The sequence below is a fragment of the Stenotrophomonas sp. GD03877 genome (assembly GCF_029840555.1).
Classification (GTDB): domain Bacteria; phylum Pseudomonadota; class Gammaproteobacteria; order Xanthomonadales; family Xanthomonadaceae; genus Stenotrophomonas; species Stenotrophomonas geniculata.
In genome coordinates, this window is record NZ_JAOCCT010000041.1 from 13,973 (window position 1) to 29,756 (window position 15,784).

Annotated in this window: 9 protein-coding genes; 3 read left to right on the top strand and 6 right to left on the bottom strand. The window is 66.6% G+C overall.

Going from position 1 to position 15,784, the window contains the following annotated elements; genetic code table 11:
* Positions 1–95: 95 nt before the first annotated feature.
* From N5D20_RS21800 to N5D20_RS21825, 6 genes are all read right to left on the bottom strand, one after another.
* Positions 96–3,122, bottom strand: a complete 3,027-nt coding sequence (locus N5D20_RS21800; RefSeq protein WP_197579617.1) for an autotransporter outer membrane beta-barrel domain-containing protein — start codon at positions 3,120–3,122, stop codon at positions 96–98.
* Between the two features lie 226 nt (positions 3,123–3,348).
* Complete coding sequence (locus N5D20_RS21805; protein WP_197579616.1) at positions 3,349–4,416, bottom strand: heparan-alpha-glucosaminide N-acetyltransferase domain-containing protein; 1,068 nt, start codon at positions 4,414–4,416, stop codon at positions 3,349–3,351.
* Positions 4,416–5,564: an N-acetylglucosamine-6-phosphate deacetylase gene (gene nagA / locus N5D20_RS21810; RefSeq protein WP_171954651.1), complete on the bottom strand. Its 1,149-nt coding sequence runs from the start codon at positions 5,562–5,564 to the stop codon at positions 4,416–4,418. Before nagA ends, N5D20_RS21805 begins: the two co-directional genes overlap by 1 nt.
* Positions 5,564–6,592: an SIS domain-containing protein gene (locus tag N5D20_RS21815; protein ID WP_049434249.1), complete on the bottom strand. Its 1,029-nt coding sequence runs from the start codon at positions 6,590–6,592 to the stop codon at positions 5,564–5,566. Before N5D20_RS21815 ends, nagA begins: the two co-directional genes overlap by 1 nt.
* A 7-nt stretch (positions 6,593–6,599) precedes the next feature.
* Entirely contained in the window at positions 6,600–7,667 is a 1,068-nt protein-coding gene (locus tag N5D20_RS21820; RefSeq protein ID WP_006391719.1) for a LacI family DNA-binding transcriptional regulator, read from the bottom strand.
* Between the two features lie 39 nt (positions 7,668–7,706).
* A complete protein-coding gene (locus tag N5D20_RS21825) occupies positions 7,707–8,996 on the bottom strand; it encodes a sugar MFS transporter (protein ID WP_197579615.1) in 1,290 nt (429 codons plus the stop codon).
* A 376-nt stretch (positions 8,997–9,372) separates the two neighbouring features.
* Between N5D20_RS21825 and N5D20_RS21830 the strand changes: the two genes are divergently transcribed.
* From N5D20_RS21830 to N5D20_RS21840, 3 genes are all read left to right on the top strand, one after another.
* Positions 9,373–10,392 carry a glucokinase family protein gene (locus N5D20_RS21830; protein ID WP_019338839.1) on the top strand — a complete coding sequence of 340 codons (1,020 nt, stop codon included), beginning with the start codon at positions 9,373–9,375 and terminating at the stop codon, positions 10,390–10,392.
* 143 nt (positions 10,393–10,535) lie between these two features.
* A complete protein-coding gene (locus N5D20_RS21835; RefSeq protein WP_010480947.1) occupies positions 10,536–13,244 on the top strand; it encodes a TonB-dependent receptor in 2,709 nt (902 codons plus the stop codon).
* 111 nt (positions 13,245–13,355) lie between these two features.
* Complete coding sequence (locus tag N5D20_RS21840; protein ID WP_197579614.1) at positions 13,356–15,710, top strand: family 20 glycosylhydrolase; 2,355 nt, start codon at positions 13,356–13,358, stop codon at positions 15,708–15,710.
* Positions 15,711–15,784 lie beyond the last annotated feature (74 nt).

Below are 15,784 nucleotides of genomic sequence, written 5' to 3' on the forward strand. Positions count from 1 at the left end.
GGCTCGGCTCTACAGAGTCATGACGGCGGCAGGGTTCGTGTCGACCAAGGTCGACAGCCACCAGAGCGGGTCATGCCGCCGGGCATGGCCCGGCACTACCAGTCCGCGCGCAGGCCGATGTTGCCTTCGATGATGCGGCGCTTCTCGTTGCGGTCACCGCCCAGCTCGCGGGTGTAGTCGGCCACCGCGTACGCACTGATGGTGCGGTTGAAGCGCCCGACCACACCCACGCCGGCTTCGAGTGCACGCGAGCGCTGCGAATTGATGATCGTGTCGTCGTCGAAGCGGATGCGATCCTCTCCGGAACGGCCATGCCAGTAATTAAGCTTGAAATACGGCTGCCAGCCGTTGTCAGCCAGCTGGTAATCGCCGGCCAGGCGCAGGCCGATGCGGCCGGTCCAGGCATTGTCGTTGTCGAAGCGCACGCTCGATACCTCATCGCGGCGGTCGTCCAGCGAGGTGCGCTGCCAGATCACCTGTACCTGTGGCTCCAACCACCACGCCGACTGCCCAAACCGCAGCAGCGGCTTGCCGGCCTCCACAGACACGCTGGTGCCATCACCGCTCAGGCCGAAGCCAAGCCCACGCGAGGAACGTACGCGACCGTCATAGCGGCTCTGCATCGCTACAGCGTCGATGTAGCCACCGTTGCTGTCGGTGAACGTCCAGTACAGACCCACGTGCTTGTCGTCCAGGCGGTTCTGGCCTACCTGTACGTTCTCCCAGCCCAGTGCCAGGCCGGTGGTCTTGCCCTGCGCGCGGGTGCGGCCAACGAATACGCCGATCTGGTTGCGGTGGTTGTCAGACGCCGCAGCCCACACGTCGAGACCAGCCTGCAGGCCCATCACATCGCCATCGAAGCCCGGCTGCGCATCACCCTTCCAATGGATCTCGCTGCTCTGACCCACCAAGCGGCCCCAGGCGGTGCGGAATGCGCCCTGGTTGTACAGCAGGCGCTGCTCGCCCTGCCGCTCGTGGAAGGTGCCGAGGCTGGCCAGCGAGGTCTCGCGCAGGAGCGGCGGCACCACGGCATAGGTGGCAGTCTCCACGCGATACAGCGGCACCACTGCGCCCTCGCCGGGGCGTGCACCCGGCGTCGGCGGCGCACCGGTTCCGGGCAGTGCACCGCCGGCCACGGGCACGTCCGGCACGGCCGGATCGCTGGGTGGCGCCACCGGCGCGGGCTCCGGTGGCGGTGGTGGCGGCGCGGTCTCGCCCGCGGTCAGATCCGGATCGGTGGCGCCTTCGGGCGGCGGCGGCGGTGCCGGGGTGATCGGCGGCGGTGGGGCCACTGGAGGCGTCAGCGGTGGCGGTGTCGCGCTGCCGCCACCGTTGGGTGCTGGCGTCGGCCCGGTCATCAGCGTCGAACGCAGGTACCAGTTCTCGCCGGTACCGGCACTCACACCGCCCTTGAACAGGAAATACTCGTAGGCACCGGCCGCGACCGGTGCGAACAGCGAGAACGCGCCCGGCGCGGTGCGGCCACCATTCAAGGCCTGCACCACCAGGATGCCGTCGGCCAGCGTGGCAGCGCCGCTGCCGCCGGCATTGAGCACGCCGATGCCAGTGGTCCCGGTGGCAGTACCGCCGTCGATCACCAGACGGTCGCTGGTGGAGTTGTCCGCGCCCAGCACGGTACGCAGGTACAGGCCACCACCGTCTCCGCGGTAGTTGCCACGCACGGTGAACACGTCGCCAGCGCCGGTACCGGTCAGGTCGATGCGCCCGGCATTGACCATCTCCACCAGTTCACCACTGTTGAATGGGCGGATGGCATGCCCCCCACTGCCCGCGTAGACGGTACTGGTGTCATCCACCGTGAGCGTGCCGGTGCCGCTACCGTTGTCGCCCAGCACCAGATCACCATCGAAGCTCAGCTCGGTGCTGTTGGCCAGGCTGACCGCCTCCCAGTTCTGGAAGCGGCCCACGCCCGTGGTCTTGACGTTGCTCAGGTTGAGCTGGTCGATGCCACCGCCACCGTCGAACAGCGGCACCGCACCGAGGTTGCCCTGGTTGAGGTTGCTGAGGCTGGCCACGTCGTTGTCCGGGCCCATGTCGATCGCGCCGTAGACGATGCCACTACCCTTCCAGTTGAAGGTGTCATTGCCGGTACTGAGCAGTACCTGCCCACGCACGGTGCCGTCGGTGATGGTCACGCTGTCGTTGCCACCGCTGACGCTGATGTTGCCGCCGATGTAGGCCGTACCCGAGATGATGATCGTGTCGGTGTCGAAGCCGGTCACCACGTTGCCATCCACGGTGCCGCCGGACTGGTCCCACAGGTTCTTGTCCAGCTTCATGTTGACGCGGCCGATGCGGCCACCGGTCATCCAGGCCTGGTCGCCATCCTCGAACGCGCCGATGATGCGGCCACCGCTCATGCGGAAGGTATCGATGTTGTCGCCCTGCTGCAGCGCGCCGATCGTGCCGCCACTCATGACGAAATCATCGCGGCCACTGCCCTGCGCTACCAGGCCGGTGACGGTGCCGCCGGTGACGGTCATCTGGTCATCGCCACTGCCCTGGTCGACGCTGTCGATCGTGCCACCGCTCAACAGCAGCACATCATTGCCATCGCCCTGCTGGACGCCACCGGAGATGCTGCCTGCCTGCATCTCCAGGCGGTCGTTGCCCGCACCGAACTGCACACCCGTGCGGCCACTGATCGTTCCGCGGTTGACCAGAACGCTGTCGCCCGCACCGACGAACTGCAGGGCGGTGTTGTTGCCGGTGCTGATGCTGCCCGCATTTTCGACACGGCTGCCGCCACCGAGCTGGACCGCCACTCCGCCCACCGCACTGATCGTGCCCAGGTTGGACAACAGGTGCCCACCGGCACCAACAAGCGAAATCGCGCTGCTGCCACCGCTCTGCTGCAGTTGTGCCGTGCTGGCGATATTGATGGTGATGCCGGCCGCGCCATTGGCGGTGATGGGAACAGTCTGCGGGTTCGGCGCATTGGCATCGCAGGTGACCGTCTGGCCGGCGACGGGGGCGGCGCTGTTACAGCCGGCCCAGGCGACGCTGGCACTCAGCAGTATGACGGACGGGACAGCCAGGGCCTGCAGCACTGAAACGGTGAGGCGGCGCGGACGGAAAGCGCGCGGAACGGCACGGGACATACAGCACTCCTGGACAAGGGATCAGGAACTGCGGATATGCGGTACTGCGCAGGCAGTCTGCCGTGTGGTGAACGGTTTCGATAGGTGAAATTGCGTGGCGGCTATCACAGTTCAGTTGCGAACTTGACCGGGCATCACCTCACCTCCACGTGGCTGAAATTGTTCATCTTTGCGGCGGTCAAAGGCCGCGCGGAGAGCATCCACGCATGGCGTGGATGAGGTGCCGTCAGATCTTCAGATAGATCTTCCGCCGGTCCAGCCACCAAGCCACGCCCCACCACAGCGCGACAAACACCAGCGCCTGCAGCATCGATGCCAGCTCGAGCGCCTGCGGCATTGCGGTGGCCAGCTGTTGCCAGATCCAGCTCCAGGCACCGCTGGCCATCAGCACCACCGACATCACCGATGCGCCCAGATACGCCGTGATCGCATTGACGCCGAAGCGCCGGCCCAGCGCCGGCCAGCCCTTCTGATCGATCAGCCAGTGTCCCAGCCATAGCGCCAGCGCCGCCAGGCCGCCCGTCCACAGCACGTAACTGGGCGTCCACAACTGCTTGTTCAACGGCAGCACCATCGCCAACAGCAGGCCCAGCGCGGCAGTCACCGCACCCAGCCCGGCCAGCGCCGCGGCACGTCCGCTGCGCAGCAGGCCTCCGGCCAACAGACCGAGCACGGTACTGGCCAGCGCACCCAGCGTGCTCAGCAACCCTTCCGGGTCGTGGCCCAGCCCGGTATCGGCGTGCCATTGGTAGATCCACGGGGCGAACAGCGTGGTATCCAGGCGGCTGGCCGGGTTGGTCCACGGCGCCAGATCACCGATGCCCAGCAGCAGCACGGTGTACCCCACCAGCAGCGCGATCAGAGCGCTCACCTGCACGCGTGGCCGCGCGTAGACCGCCAGCACGCCCACCAACGCCGCACACACCGCGATCCGTTGCAGCACGCCCCAGATGCGGAAGTGATGGGTATCCAACGCCCACCAGATCAGCAGGTGCAGCAGCGCACCGGCCAGCAGGATGCGCAGTGCGCGCTCCAGCACGCCGCGCGCCAGTGCAGGTCGCGCTGACGCGTCCAGCGCGCGCGGCGCTACGCTGAACGCCATCGACACGCCCACCAGGAACAGGAAGAACGGGAACACCAGATCGGTGGGCGTGCAGCCATGCCATTCCGAATGGCGCAGCGGTGCGAACACCGCACTCCAGTCACCCGGGTTGTTGACCAGCAGCATCGCCGCCACGGTGATGCCGCGCAGGGCATCGATCGAGCCCAGCCGGCGTGGCGGCGTACCGTTCATCAGGCGGCCTCGTACTGTCCGGCAATCCAGGTGCCACGCACCTGCAGGGCCTCATCCAGCAGCACCAGGTCGGCCTGGTAGCCCTCGGCGATGTGGCCCAGGCGATCATCGACGTTGAGGAACTGTGCCGGATAGGTCGAGGCCATGCGCGCGGCTTCGGCCAACGGCTGGCCGAGCAGCTGCACGGTGTTGCGCACGGCGGTGGCCATGTCCAACGCCGAGCCGGCCAGCGAACCGGCGGCATTGCGCACCACGCCGTCGATGGCGGTAATGGTTTCGCCATACAGCACGTAGCTGGGATCGTCGGCGCCGACCGGCGGCATCGCATCGGTCACCAGCAGCAGACGGCCGCGCGGCTTGGCTGCCAGCGCCACGCGCAGGCTGGCCGGATGCACATGCACGCCATCGACAATGATGCCGATCCAGCTGTCGCGGTCTTCCAGCGCAGCGCCCACCGCACCGGGCTCACGGCCCTGCAGCGGCGACATCGCGTTGTACAGATGGGTGAAGCCACGCACGCCAGCATCCAGTCCGGCACGAATCTCTTCGTACGTGCCAGCAGTGTGGCCAGCAGCAACGATCACGCCACGTTCGACCAGCGCACGGATGGTCTCCAGCGGCACGCGTTCCGGTGCCAGTGTCAGCAGCGTCACGCCGTTGTCCAGCGAGGCGGCCAGTGCGATCTCTTCTTCGTCCGGCACGCGGAACTTGCTGGCATCGTGGGTGCCCTTGCGCGCCGGCGCGATGTACGGGCCTTCCAGGTGGATGCCGATCACGCCGGGCACGCCCTGAGCGATTGCTTCGCGCATCGCAGCGATTGCTTCGCGCATCACGTCCACATCGTCGCTGATCAGCGTCGGCAGCATCGCGGTGGTGCCGAAGCGCCGGTGCGCCCGCGCGATGGTGCGCAGCGAGGCGACATCGGGCGTGTTGTTGAACAGCGCGCCGCCGCCACCATTGACCTGCACATCGATGAAGCCGGGCAGCAGCCAGCCGCCGCCCAGATCCACCTGCTCAGCCGCCTGGCCCAGCTGCGGTGCAGCGTCAGGCAGCAGCGCGCTGATGCGACCGTCCTCGATCACCACCGCCAGATCGTCGCGGAAGTCGTCGCCCGCCAGGATGCGGGCATTGCGCAGGACCGTGGCCATCACACCGTCTCCGTAACCTTGTTCAGATGCGGCGGCAGATCCGGGTTGAAGCCACGACGCAGCGCCAGCGCATTGATCGCGCGGTAGAAGCTCTGCACGGTCAGCAGCGGTGCGCACAGCGGATGCGGTGCGGCCGCCACCGGCAGGTTGCCACCGGCACCGGCCATCCACACCTGTGCACCGCGCGCGGTGAATTCTTCGACGACAGCACGGGTCCCGGCGCCGGTCTCGTCGGGCTGGGCAAAGGCCAGTACCGGGAAACCACGATCAACCAGCGCCATCGGGCCATGCTTCACTTCAGCCGAGCTGTAGGCTTCGGCATGCAGGCTGCAGGTTTCCTTGAACTTCAGTGCAGCCTCCTGGGCCGCGCCCAGGCCCAGGCCACGGCCGAGCACGAACAGGTTGGTCGCCTCGACCAGGCCTTCGGTCACCGCACTCCAGTCACACTGCCAGGCCTCGCGCATCGCGTCCGGCAGCAGGTCCAGTGCGGCACGAAGGCTGCTGTCCTGCTTCCAGTACGCAGCCAGCTGCAGCAGTGCGGCCAGCGACGCCAGGTAGCTCTTGGTCGCCGCCACGCTCTTTTCGGCACCGGCATGCAGCGGAATGACCGTATCGGCCAGCTGCGCCAGCGGCGAATCCTCGACGTTGACCAGCGCGATCACCCGGGCGCCGGCCGCCTTGGCAGCCTCGGCGTTGCGCAGCAGGTCGGGGCTCTTGCCCGACTGCGAGATGACGATGAACAGTGCGCCGCGCAGCTGCAGGGGTGCGGCATAGACCGAACCCACCGACGGCGAGGCCGATGCGACCACCAGGCCCAGCTGGGTTTCCAGCAGGTACTTGCCATAGGTGGCAGCGTGGTCGGAGCTGCCGCGTGCGCAGGTGACCACGAACGGGGGTGGCGCAGCACGCAGGCTGGCGGCCAGGGATTCCATGGTGGCGTGGTTGCGCGAGAACTGGCGGGCAACCACGTCAGCCGCTTCAGCGGCCTCGGCGAACATCAGGGTGGAAGTGGGGTCTGACAGCGACATGGCAGGCTCAGGCAGGATCGGAAGGAAGGGGGCGTGCGCCGGCCGGGCGCATCGGCGCGGTCGAACCGCGCACCACCAGCTGCGGCACGAAGCCCTGGTTGTGCAGTGGTGCCGGCGCGTCGTCGTAGGCGTCGCTGCGCAGCTGTGCGATCAGCAGGCGCGCGGCATGGCGGGCAATGTCTTCGGTGGCCTGCTTGGCGGTGGTCAGCGGCGGCCACGACTGGCGCGAGAACGGGCTGTCCTCGAAGCCGGCGATGGACAGATCGTAGGGCACGTTCATGCCGGCCGACTTGGCGGCGGCCAGCACGCCAGCGGCGATTTCGTCATTGGAACCGAAGATGGCGGTGGGCGGCTCGCGCAGCGCCAGCAGGCGGCGCGCACCGCGGAAACCGTCGTCGAAGGTGTAATCGCCCTGCACCACCAGGTGCTTGTCCACGGTCATGCCGTAGTCCTTCAGCGCGGCTTCGTAACCGGCATAACGCTCGCCCGAGGAGCGGTGCGAGATGCCGCCCCAGAGGAAGCCGATGCGCTGGTGGCCGAGCTGGATAAGGTGCTCGGTGATCTCGTAGGCAGCCTCGCGGTCGTCGACGAACACGCAGGCACCATCGGCCGGGTCTTCGGTGGCGGCGATGATCCGCACCAGCTTGATGCCGCGCGCAGTCAGCGCTTGGATCAGGTCGCGGCGCTCGGACATCGGCGCGGTCAGCACCAGCCCGGCCAGCCGCGAACGCTGCACCCAGTCGGCCAGCTCATCGGCCAACAGCGGCGAGCTGGAATCGCAGGGGTGGATCTGGAGGCCGAAACCGGTCTCGCGGCACGCGGCCAGCACGCCGTTCTGCACGCCGATGATGTGGTACGGGTTCGGGTTGTCGTAGACCAGCCCGATCACGAAGGTGGTGCCGCTGCGCAGGTTGCGCGCCGACGGATCGGGCTCGTAGTCCAGCTCGGCGATGGCTCGCAGCACCCGCGCACGGGTGGCCTGCATCACCGAGGGCTCGTTGTTGATCACCCGCGAGACCGTCTTCAACGAGACCTTGGCCTTCTCCGCAACGTCCTTGATGGTCGCTCTGCGCATGGGTTTTCCCTGGGGTTGGCTGCCGTCCATCATCGCCGATCAGGCCTTGTCCTGCGGCAGGCCGGCACGATGGCCGATCACCGAGTAGAACAGGATGTACAGGTAGCACGGCACCATCAGCAGCACGAACACCAGCTGGAAGTCGATGTGCTGCTTGAGCACGGCGAACAGCTGCGGAATGATCGCGCCGCCGGCAATACCCATCACCAGCAGAGCCGAGCCGGTCTCGGTGAAGCGACCCAGGCCGCGGATCGCCAGCGGGAAGATCGCCGGCCACATCATGGCGTTGGCGAAGCCCAGCAGGGCCACGAAGGCCACCGACACGTAGCCGTGGGTGGCCCATGCGCCGAGGCAGAACACCACGCCCAGCACCGCCGAAATGGTCAGGTAGCGCGACTGCGAGACCACCTTGGGGATCAGCAGAAGGCCGACCACGTAGCCAACCAGCATCGCGCCAAGGGTGAGCGAGGTGAACATCTTGGTCTGGTCCAGCGGCAGGTCGAAACCATGGCCGTAGGTACCGATCGCATCACCGGCCATCACCTCCACGCCGACGTAGACGAACAGGCACAGCACGCCCAGCCACAGATGCGGGAACTGGAAGATGCTGCGCCGTTCGGCAGCACCGGCCGCAACCGGCGTGGCATTGGCTTCGGACGACTTGATTTCCGGCAGCGGCGAGAACAGCACGGCCACCGCCAGCAGCACCAGCAGGCCCGCCATGGCCAGGTACGGCGCATGGATCTTGGCGGCGAATTCGTTGAGCAGCTGCGTCTTGGTCGCCTCATCGGCAGCGGCCACCGTGGCCGACAGATCACCGATGCCATGCAGCACCACGGTACCGATCAGCACCGGGGCGAGCATGCCGGCGATCTTGTTGCAGATGCCCATCAGCGCGATGCGGCGTGCCGCCGTCTCGATCGGGCCGAGGATGGAGATATAGGGGTTGATCGCGGTCTGCAGCAGGGCCAGGCCGCTGCCGATCACGAACAGGCCGCCGAGCGCGCCCGGGTACCAGCGCTGGGTGGCGAATTCGCCGAACAACGCGGCACCACCGGCCATCACCAGCAGGCTCAGGCTCAGGCCCTTCTTCATGCCGGTGCGGCGCAGGATCCATGACGCCGGCAGGGCCAGGAAGAAGTAGGACAGGTAGAACACCATCAGCACCAGGAAGGCGCCGACCTCGCTGAGTTCGAAGGCCAACTTGACGAAGGTGATCAGCGGGCCATTGAGCCAGGTGAAGAAGCCGATCAGGAAGAACAGCACGCCAACGATGGCGATGGAGGTGGCCACGTTCGGGCGCGCGCTTGCAGCGGGGACGGCGGACATCAGGAGGGCTCCTGCGGCGACGGCCGCAGAACGCGGCGTCGGAGAGTGGCTGGGAACAACGTTGTCACATTCTTTCGATGGACAGCCGCGGTTTGTCAACTTCCACGCGCAGCCCCGTGAACCTCGTGCTGCACTGCGCAACCCGATCGCAACGCATCGTGCTGAATGCGCCGGAGGCCTTGGCCCATGTGCGGCAATGGTTCCAACGTGAAACCCGCACTCACGCCATGTAAACGTTTACTGCATGTCGCATTCGTTGCGATGCAGCAACGAAAGTGTCACGAACTCGTTGACATCGTTGTCAGCGGGGTTACAGACTCCGCCCCAATCGCCGCCCCCGATCCCAGGGCCGGCCCCACCTGCAGCAGGAGCCCGCGTGACCGCCAGCCACCCCGCCCCGGCCCATGTCCTGTCCCGAGTCGCGCCCTCGTTCCTGGCCGCCGACGTCGGTGGCACCCATGTGCGCGTGGCCCGGGTCCAGGCCAGCGGTGATGCCGCCCACCCGGTGCAGGTGCTGGAGTACCGCAAGTACCGCAATGCCGACCATGCCGGCCTCAGCGCGATCCTGTCCGATTTCCTGGGCGAAGGCCCGCGGCCCACGCACTGCGTGGTCGCCAGCGCCGGCTACGCCCGCGAGGACGGCACGGTGATCACCGCCAACCTGCCGTGGCCGCTGTCGGCGCGCCAGGTGGAGGCCGACGTCGGCCTGCAGCGGGTCTACATCGTCAACGACTTCGAAGCGGTGGCCTATGCCGCCGCGCAGGTTGACGCCAGCGGCGTGCTGCACCTGTGCGGGCCGGACACCGCCACGCGCGGTCCGACCCTGGTGGTCGGCCCCGGTACCGGCCTCGGTGCAGCACTGTGGATTCCCACTGCGCATGGCCCGGTGGTACTGCCCACCGAAGCCGGCCAGCCGACCCTGGCCGCCAGCACCGAGCTGGAAATGGCCATCGTCCGCCACATGCAGCGCGACCGCGCGCACGTGTCGATCGAACATGCGATCTCCGGCCCGGGCCTGATGAACCTGTACCGCGCAGTGTGCGCACTGCAGGGACAGGCACCGACGCTGGCCAGCCCCGATGCGGTCACCGCCGCCGCCATGGCCGATACCGATGCGCACGCGCGCCAGGCGCTGGATGTGTTCTGCGGCCTGCTCGGCAGCACCATCGGCGACATGGCCCTGTTCTACGGCGCCCACGGTGGCGTCTACCTGGCCGGCGGCATCCTGCCGCAGATCCGCGAATACCTGCACGCCAGCACCTTCGTCGAACGGTACCTGCAGAAGGGACCGATGGGCGAAGCACTGGCACGCATCCCGGTGAAGGTCGTCGAACACGGCCAGCTGGGCGTGGTCGGCGCTGCAAGCTGGTACCTGCAGCAGCAGTCGGCCGCCTGACACCGCAACAGGCTTCAACGCAATCGCAGCACGCAGTACGTGGCACGCCAACGCACGGGACTTCGCCGCCGCCCCGCGCATGTCATCGCAACCGTAACCGAACACCGCCGCCGGCATCCAATCGAGTGATGAGGAGAGACATCATGAACACCCGCAAGACCCTGCTTTCGGCCGCCATCGTCAGCTGCATCGCCTTCAGTGCGCACGCGCAGCAGGCCGCCCAGACCGCCACCGACCTGGATACCGTGCAGGTCACCGGCATCCGTGGTTCGATGGAAAAGTCGCTGGATACCAAGCGCGAAGCCAATGCCCGCGTGGAAGTGGTCACCGCCGAAGACGTGGGCAAGCTGCCCGCGCACAACGTCGCCGATACCCTGCAGCGCCTGCCGGGCGTGAACATCAGCTCGTCCAGCGCCGACGAAGGCGGCTTCGACGAAGCTGACCGTGTCAGCCTGCGCGGTACCAGCCCGAGCCTGACCCAGACCCTGATCAACGGCCACACCGTCGGCACCGCCGACTGGTTCGTGCTCAGCCAGGGCAACAACGTCGGCCGCAGCGTCAGCTACTCGTTGCTGCCGTCGGAACTGGTGCGCTCGGTGGAAGTGAACAAGTCCTCGCAGGCCAAGCTGCAGGACGGCGGCACCACCGGTACCGTCAACATCCTCACCCGCAAGCCGCTGGAATTCTCCAAGCAGCTCACTGCGGAAGGCTCCATCGGCATGGTGCGTTCGGACCAGGCCAAGTCCAACGACCCGCAGCTGTCGGCACTGTTCAACTACAAGAACGACGAAGGCAACTTCGGCGTGATGGTGCAGGCCTTCAGCCAGAAGCGCGAGCTGCGCCGCGAAGCGCAGGAAATCCCGGGCGGCTTCTTCCAGATCGATCCGAATGGCACCGTGGCCAAGTCCAACCCGGACCTGGCCGGCGTGTACGCGCCGGGCCTGCTCGGCTCGACCCTGTTTGAACAGACCCGCGAGCGCAAGGGCGGCCTGGTGTCGCTGCAGTTCAAGCCGATGGACAACCTGACCCTGGGCCTGGAAGGCTTCAGCTCGGAACTGAAGGCGAACAACTACAACCGCAACTTCATGCTGTGGGGCGGCCGCATCCTCAACGACCGTACCGTTGAAGATGCCAATGGCAACAAGATCCTGATTCCGGGCCAGGCCCCGAATCCGGGTTACGTCGTCAAGGATGGCGTGCTGTCCAACGCCACCTTCGCCGGCCAGGCCGACCGCGACTACGCGGTGTACGACATGATCTACCGCGAGTCGAAGGCCAAGACTAACTACATCACCTTCGATGCCGACTGGCAGATCAGCGACAACCTGGGCATGAAGTTCCAGGCTGGCAGCACCAAGGGCACCGGCGAAACGCCGCGCCAGTACATCGCCGAAGTCAACCTGGCCCGTGGTGGCGGCGCCACCTGGGCAACCCACGGCAACGGCTCGCCGATCGACTGGAACGTCGGTGGCAACATCGGCCCGAGCGGCGTGACCGACTTCGGCACCTGGGGCAACCAGCAGGTCACCGCGATCGACAAGGAAAAGTGGGCCACGCTCGATTTCAACCAGTACTTCGCCGACGCTGGCGTACTGAACTCGATCGATTTCGGCGCCCGCTTCGGCGACCACAAGCGCGAGGCCAAGTCGCCGGAAGGCGCAACCCCGGGCGCGATCTGGAATGCGCTGAAGAACGGCGCTACCGCCAACTTCCCCGGCGGCTTTGCCAACGGCATCGGTGGCAGCTTCCCGCGTGACCTGTGGTACTTCACCCCGGGTGCGCTGAAGGAAGCGGTGACCAACAACTCCACTTGGCTGTCCGGCAATGACGGCCCGACCGGCCGCCACAACTACGGCGCCGAGTGGAAGGTGTCCGAGAAGAACTTCGCCGCGTACGTACAGGGCAACTTCAGCGGCGACCGTTGGAGCGGCAACGTCGGCCTGCGCTACGTCAACATCAAGCAGGATATCGATACCTACGCCGCCGCCACCGGCTCGACCGTGCCGGACGTGAGCAGCCTGTTCGGCGCGTGGACCCGCGAAGCTTTCGAGAACAAGCACAACCGCGTGCTGCCGAGCGCCAACTTCAAGTACGACCTGCGCGACGACCTGGTGCTGCGCGTGGCCGCCTCGCAGACCCAGACCCTGCCGGACTTCTCGGCACTGGGTGCCTCGTCCTACGGTTCGGACCTGAACCGGACTGGCGGTGGCGGCAATCCGAAGCTGAAGCCGGTGGTGTCGACCAACTTCGATGCCAACCTGGAGTGGTACTTCATGCCGCGCGGCATGTTGTCGATCGGTGCCTACTCGATGCGCCTGAAGGACTACGTGGCCTTCAGCACCGAAAAGGAGATGCTGTTCAGCGAGCTGACCAACCGTCTCGAGGAATACAACATCTCCCGCCCGCGCAATGCCGACGGCAAGGTCCGCGGTATCGAAGTGGCCTATGAGCAGCCGATCGGCGAGTACTTCGGTGTCAATGCCAACTACACCTACGCCGATGGCAGCACCGACCACACCTGGGCCGACGGCAGCGACAACCTGCTGGGCACTTCGAAGAACACCTACAACGTCGGTGCCTACTTCGAGAACGATACCTTCGGTGCACGCGTCAGCTACACCCGCCGTTCGTCGTTCCTGATCGGCCTGTCCGGCGCCAACCCGTACTACCAGGATGACTTCGGCACCCTGTCGGCGTCGCTGAGCTACAAGGCCACCGACTGGCTGAGCATCAGCTTCGATGCGCTCAACCTCAACAACCCGACCTACAAGTACTACCAGACCGCGGCCATCCCGACCTCGTTCTACAGCAACGGTCGCCAGTACTACCTCAACTTCCGCTTCAAGTACTGATCCAGCGGCGACAGCATCGCCGAGTCGTGCACGCACGCCGGGCCTGGGTCATTCCGGGCCCGGCGTTTTTCATGTATAGCGTTCATCGCACCGTTCCAAGGAGTCGTACCGATGGTCAAGCCTTCCCGCGCCCGGATGCGCAGCGCAGTGCTGCTGGGCAGCCTGCTCGTCCTGTTGCCAGCACTGCCGGCACTCGCCGCCGATCCCACGCCTGCCGCTGAAGCACCCGGCCCGCAGCTGCGCGCCGGCAGCCTGATGCTGATTCCCGCCCCGGCCAACGTGCAGCGCGGCCAGGGCAGCGGCATCACTGTTCGCGCCGATACCGTTCTGCAGGCCGAAGGCGAAGGCGCGCAGCGCGTCGCCAACCAGTTCGCCGACCTGCTGGCCCGCAGCGGTGGCCCGCGCCTGGCACTGGCCAAGGGCAAAGCCAGCGCCAAGGCCGGCAGCATCCGCTTCCAGATCGTGCCGACGTTCCGCGACAGCGGTGAGGGCTACACGCTGGAAAGCACCGCGCAGGGCGTGCTGATCCAGGCCGGCAACGAAACCGGCCTGTTCTACGGCGCGACCACCCTCGCCCAGCTCGCCACCGGCGGCAGCAACGGCGTGCTGCCGGCAGTGCAGATCCAGGACGCGCCGCGCTTCAGCTGGCGCGGTTTCATGCTCGATTCCGCCCGTCACTTCCAGAGCCTGGACGAGATCAAGCGCGTGCTCGACGCGATGGCCGCGCACAAGCTCAACACCTTCCACTGGCACCTGACCGACGACCAGGGCTGGCGCATGGAGATCAAGCGCTACCCGAAGCTGACCGAAGTGGGCAGCTGCCGCCTGCCGGCCGGTGACGGCGGCATCGATCCGGTCAGCGGCCAGGAGCATCCGTACTGCGGCTTCTACACCCAGGACCAGATCCGCGAAGTGATCGCCTATGCCGCAAAGCTGCACATCCAGGTGATTCCGGAAATCGATGTGCCGGGCCACGCGACTGCTGCGATTGCTGCGTATCCGGAGCTGGGCACCATCGATACGCCGTTGAAGCCGATCAGCGAATGGGGCGTGTTCCCCAACCTGTTCAACACTGAAGACAGCACCGTCACCTTCCTGGAGAACGTGCTGGAAGAAGTGATCGACCTGTTCCCGGCCAAGTACGTGCACGTCGGTGGCGACGAGGCGGTGAAGGACCAGTGGGAAGCGTCGAAGCAGGTGCAGCAGCGCATGCGTGCGCTGGGCATCAAGAATGAAATGGCCATGCAGAGCCACATCATCAAGCGCCTGGAAACGTTCCTGGAGGAGCACGACCGGCGCCTGATCGGCTGGGACGAAATCCTCGAAGGCGGCCTGCCGCCGCAGGCCACGGTGATGTCGTGGCAGGGCACCGAAGGCGGCCTGGCTGCGGCCAGCGCCGGCCATGACGTGATCATGTCGCCGGTCGGCTACCTGTACCTGGATTACCTGCAGACGGCCTCGCCGAATGAACCACCGGGCCGCCCGACCCAGGTCAATCTCGGCAAGCTCTACAACTTCGAGCCGGTGCCGGCCGAGCTGGCCGCCGACAAGCGTGGGCACATCCTGGGCCTGCAGGCCAACATGTTCACCGAGCACACGCGCAGCTATGCACGCCTGCAGCACAACCTGTTCCCGCGCCTGGCCGCGGTGGCCGAGACCGGCTGGAGCACGCCGGAGCATCGCGACTTCCGCGATTTCCTCGCGCGCCTGCCGTCCCAGCTGCAGCGCTACCGTGCCTGGGGCCTGGCCTATGCGCAGACCCCGTTCGAGGTGGGCGTGGACTACACCGACAACCGCGCGGCCGACACAGTGACCCTGTCGCTGGCCAATCCGCTGGGTTATGAAGTGCGCTACAGCACCGATGGCCAACCGGTGACCGCGCAGTCGCCGCTGTACCAGCAGCCGCTGACCGGAAAGCTGCCAACCACCGTGCAGGCTGCCGCGTTCTACCAGGGCCAGATGCTGGCCGCGAAGCCGACCATCGCCGCATTCACCGCGCAGTCGCTGCTCAACCGCCGCAGCGATGAGCTGCTCAGCTGCGTGGGCAAGAAGGGGCTGGTGCTGCGCCTGGAAGACGATGGCCCGCGTGAGGGAACGCGTGCGGTGTTCAACGTGGACATCTTCCAGCCGTGCTGGCGCTGGCCGCAGGCGCAACTGGACGGCATCGGCAACGTGGAAGTGCGTGCGGGGCGTATTCCGTACTACTTCCAGCTGGCCCACGACGAACCCAAGCGTCGCTTCGAGAAGGCCAAGCGCGCGCATGGCGAAATGCAGGTGCGCCGTGGCGACTGCAGCGGCAAGGTGCTGGCTGAAGTGGCGTTGCCCGCCAAGCCCGATGCGGATGGCTTCGTGACGCTGCGTGCAGCGCTGCCGAAGGGTACACAGGGCACCGATGACCTGTGCATCAACTTCACCGGCGATACGCGCCCGGCGATGTGGGTGCTGGATGAGGTCACGCTCAGGTAGGTGCCAACCTTGGTTGGCGCTTTGCGGCCGGATCCACGCATGGCGTGGATCTACTGTAGAGCCGAGCCCATGCT